Origin of the sequence: Flavonifractor plautii ATCC 29863 (assembly GCF_000239295.1) — a bacterium.
In the GTDB taxonomy this organism is placed as follows: domain Bacteria; phylum Bacillota; class Clostridia; order Oscillospirales; family Oscillospiraceae; genus Flavonifractor; species Flavonifractor plautii.
Map to the genome: position 1 here is coordinate 1 of NZ_JH417698.1, position 4,081 is coordinate 4,081.

General features: G+C 53.0%; 7 tRNA genes and 2 rRNA genes (1 of these 9 cut by a window edge). All 9 read left to right on the plus strand.

Going from position 1 to position 4,081, the window contains the following annotated elements:
- Positions 1-238: 238 nt before the first annotated feature.
- Positions 239-3,080 (plus strand): 23S ribosomal RNA (locus tag HMPREF0372_RS05865).
- 87 nt (positions 3,081-3,167) lie between these two features.
- Positions 3,168-3,243, plus strand: a tRNA-Lys gene (locus HMPREF0372_RS05870).
- A gap of 2 nt (positions 3,244-3,245) precedes the next feature.
- Positions 3,246-3,320: transfer RNA gene (locus tag HMPREF0372_RS05875), tRNA-Glu, on the plus strand.
- A 121-nt stretch (positions 3,321-3,441) separates the two neighbouring features.
- Positions 3,442-3,557, plus strand: a 5S ribosomal RNA gene (gene rrf / locus HMPREF0372_RS05880).
- Positions 3,558-3,599: 42 nt separating this feature from the next.
- Positions 3,600-3,675, plus strand: a tRNA-Asn gene (locus HMPREF0372_RS05885).
- Positions 3,676-3,741: 66 nt separating this feature from the next.
- Positions 3,742-3,818 (plus strand) — tRNA-Ile (locus HMPREF0372_RS05890).
- 3 nt (positions 3,819-3,821) lie between these two features.
- Positions 3,822-3,897 (plus strand) — tRNA-Trp (locus HMPREF0372_RS05895).
- Between the two features lie 39 nt (positions 3,898-3,936).
- Positions 3,937-4,013 (plus strand) — tRNA-Asp (locus tag HMPREF0372_RS05900).
- A 3-nt stretch (positions 4,014-4,016) separates the two neighbouring features.
- Positions 4,017-4,081: transfer RNA gene (locus HMPREF0372_RS20315), tRNA-Thr, on the plus strand; it runs 43 nt beyond the window's last position.

A 4,081-nucleotide genomic window follows, 5' to 3' on the forward strand; every position in this document is an offset into this window, starting at 1 on the left:
ATTGAGTGTTAAAATCTGGCCTTAAAGGCTGGAAGGCGGCACCTTGAAAACTGAACAATGTAAATCGAAAGTACAAGAGCAAGCAACAGAGGGCAAAACAGCAATGTTGTGGAACTAAGATAGAATGGCGAAAGCCGTTCTAGTAAGGGTAAAAACAATGGAGCTAATTGCAAAACTTCTGTGATGCCTGCATAATTCATGATTTTGAGAACAGCTCAGAGATGAGACTGTTCTACAAGGTCAAGCTAGAAAGAGCGCAAGGGGAATGCCTTGGCATCAGGAGCCGACGAAGGACGTGACAAGCTGCGATAAGCTGCGGTGAGCTGCACATAAGCTTTGACCCGCAGATTTCCGAATGGGGAAACCCGGCAGAGCAATACTCTGTCAGCGTGCGTTGAATCAAATAGGCGTACGCGGGGAACCGCCTGAACTGAAACATCTAAGTAGGGCGAGGAAGAGAAATCAACCGAGATTCCGCTAGTAGTGGCGAGCGAACGCGGAAGAGGGCAAACCGGAGGATTTATCCTCCGGGGTTGTGGACAGTTTTTTAGCAACTGGAACTAGGAGAACGGTATGGGAAGGCCGGCCATAGCGGGTGATAGCCCCGTATCCGAAAGGGAAGGTTGTGCGACTGGATCCAGAGTACCGCCGGACACGTGAAACCCGGTGGGAAGCTGGGGGGACCACCCTCCAACCCTAAATACTACCTGATGACCGATAGAGGAGCAGTACCGTGAGGGAAAGGTGAAAAGGACCCCGGGAGGGGAGTGAAAGAGAACCTGAAACCTTGTGCTTACAAGCACTCAAAGCCCGTTAAAGGGTGATGAGGTACCTTTTGTAGAATGGTCCGGCGAGTTATTGTTACTGGCAAGCTTAAGGCATTCAGTGCCGGAGGCGCAGGGAGACCGAGTCTGAATAGGGCGTATGAAGTCAGTGGCAATAGACCCGAAACCGGGTGACCTATCCATGGGCAGGTTGAAGTGGGGGTAAAACCCCATGGAGGACCGAACGCACGCCCGTTGCAATGGTCGGCGATGACCTGTGGATAGCGGTGAAATTCCAATCGAACTCGGAGATAGCTGGTTCTCCCCGAAATAGCTTTAGGGCTAGCGTTGGCTTAGATTACCGGAGGTAAAGCACTGAATGGGCTAGGGGCCGATAAGGTTACTGAACCCTATCAAACTCTGAATGCCGGATAATTGATGGCCAGCAGTCAGTCTACGTGAGATAAGTCTCGTGGACAAAAGGGAAACAGCCCAGACCCACAGCTAAGGTCCCAAAGATACGCTAAGTGGAAAACGATGTGGAGTTGCGAAAACAACCAGGATGTTGGCTTAGAAGCAGCCACTCATTAAAAGAGTGCGTAATAGCTCACTGGTCGAGTGACTCTGCGCGGAAAATATAACGGGGCTAAGCGTAACACCGAAGCTTGGGCTGCACAGCAATGTGCGGGGTAGGGGAGCGTCGAATATGGGGTGAAGTCGCAGCGGAAGCAGCGGTGGACTGTATTCGAGTGAGAATGCCGGAATGAGTAGCGAGAATTATGTGGGAATCATAATGGCCGAAAATCTAAGGTTTCCTGGGGAAGGTTCGTCCGCCCAGGGTAAGCCGGGAGCTAAGGCGAGGCCGAAAGGCGTAGTCGATGCACATACGGTTGAAATTCCGTAGCCACCGAACCTTAAGTACACTGACACATAGAGATAGCGGGACCCGGGCGTTGGTTGACCCGGGCGTAAGGGACCGAACTTTAGTAGGGAAGTCCGCGATGCTCTGTGGCGAGAAAAGGTGTATGGTATGCTAAGGTGCCCGTACCGCAAACCGACACAGGTAGATGAGGAGAGAATCCTAAGGCCAACGGGAGAAGGGTTGTTAAGGAACTCGGCAAAATGACCCCGTAACTTCGGGATAAGGGGAGCCTCCTACGGGAGGCCGCAGCGAATAGGCCCAAGCGACTGTTTACCAAAAACACAGGTCTCTGCTAAATCGAAAGATGACGTATAGGGGCTGACGCCTGCCCGGTGCTGGAAGGTTAAGAGGAGATGTTAGCCGCAAGGCGAAGCATTGAATCGAAGCCCCAGTAAACGGCGGCCGTAACTATAACGGTCCTAAGGTAGCGAAATTCCTTGTCAGGTAAGTTCTGACCCGCACGAATGGCGTAACGACTTGGGCGCTGTCTCAACAGCCCACCCGGCGAAATTGTTGTACTGGTGAAGAAGCCAGTTACCCGCAACTAGACGGAAAGACCCCATGGAGCTTTACTGCAGCTTAATACTGGAAATCGGTAAATCATGTACAGGATAGGTGGGAGACTTGGAAGCCAGGGCGTCAGCTTTGGTGGAGTCACCCTTGGGATACCACCCTTGATTTGCTGGTTTTCTAACCTGCGGCCGTGAATCCGGTCGGGGGACACTGTTAGGTGGGCAGTTTGACTGGGGCGGTCGCCTCCTAAAAGGTAACGGAGGCGCTCAAAGGTTCGTTCAGCACGGACGGAAACCGTGCAGTGAGTGTAAACGCATAAACGAGCCTAACTGCGAGACCGACGGGTCGAGCAGTAACGAAAGTTGGAGTTAGTGATCCGGCGGTATGCAAGTGGAAGTGCCGTCGCTCAACGGATAAAAGCTACCCTGGGGATAACAGGCTGATCTCCCCCAAGCGTCCACAGCGACGGGGAGGTTTGGCACCTCGATGTCGGCTCGTCACATCCTGGGGCTGTATTCGGTCCCAAGGGTTCGGCTGTTCGCCGATTAAAGTGGCACGCGAGCTGGGTTCAGAACGTCGTGAGACAGTTCGGTCCCTATCTGTTGCGGGCGTAAGAGATTTGAAGGGAGCTGTCCTTAGTACGAGAGGACCGGGATGGACGTACCTCTGGTGCACCAGTTGTCCTGCCAAGGGCATAGCTGGGTAGCTATGTACGGACGAGATAAACGCTGAAGGCATCTAAGCGTGAAACTCCCCCTAAGATTAGATCTCTCATTCGAAAGAAGTAAGGCACGACGTAGACTATGTCGTTGATAGGCCGGAGGTGGAAGCACGGTAACGTGTGCAGCTGACCGGTACTAATAAGCCGAGGGCTTGACCTTAACATGGATGATTGCAGGCGCTTGCGAAGTGCGGAAGATTTACATTGTTCGGTTTTGAGGGTGCAGCACCCTGGATGGTGGCGACAAGCGCCTTTAGCTCAGCTGGTAGAGCAACTGACTCTTAATCAGTGGGTCCCCGGTTCGAATCCGTGAAGGCGCACCAATGGCCCGTTGGTCAAGCGGCTAAGACGGCGGCCTCTCACGCCGCAAACGTGGGTTCGATTCCCGCACGGGTCACCATCATTTTTCTCTTGACAAAGAGGAAGAAAATGAATATAATGACTTATCGTTGAGAAGAACGGTAAGGAGAAGAAAGTTGTTAGAGTTTCTTTTGCTTACTTTTCTTTTCAAAGGAAAGTAAGTTGGTGTTGATTGCGGTGAGGGTCCACCCGTTCCCATCCCGAACACGGAAGTTAAGCTCACCTGCGCCGAAAATACTTGTCTGGAGACGGACCGGGAAGATAGGTAACGCCGACACAAAAGAAGGGTCTGGCCTGACCAGGCCGGACCCTTTCATATTCCTCCTTAGCTCAGTCGGTAGAGCATGCGGCTGTTAACCGCAGGGTCGTTGGTTCGAGTCCAACAGGGGGAGCCAGAATGTGGCTTGCCGCCACAGTTGCTGTGACGGCAAGCCTACTTTTTAAACGCTGTGGAACGGTATGGGCCTTTAGCTCAGTTGGTTAGAGCAGCCGGCTCATAACCGGCCGGTCCACGGTTCGAGCCCGTGAAGGCCCACCATTTAGGGGTATAGCTCAGCTGGTAGAGCATCGGTCTCCAAAACCGAGTGCCGAGGGTTCGAATCCTTCTGCCCCTGCCATGACAAATTACAGCGACCGCTGTCTTTTGATAGAAAGATGGCGCGGTAGTTCAGTTGGTTAGAACGCCGGCCTGTCACGCCGGAGGTCGAGGGTTCAAGTCCCTTCCGCGTCGCCATTTGCTGCTGTAGCTCAGTAGGTAGAGCACATCCTTGGTAAGGATGAGGTCTCCGGTTCAAATCCGGA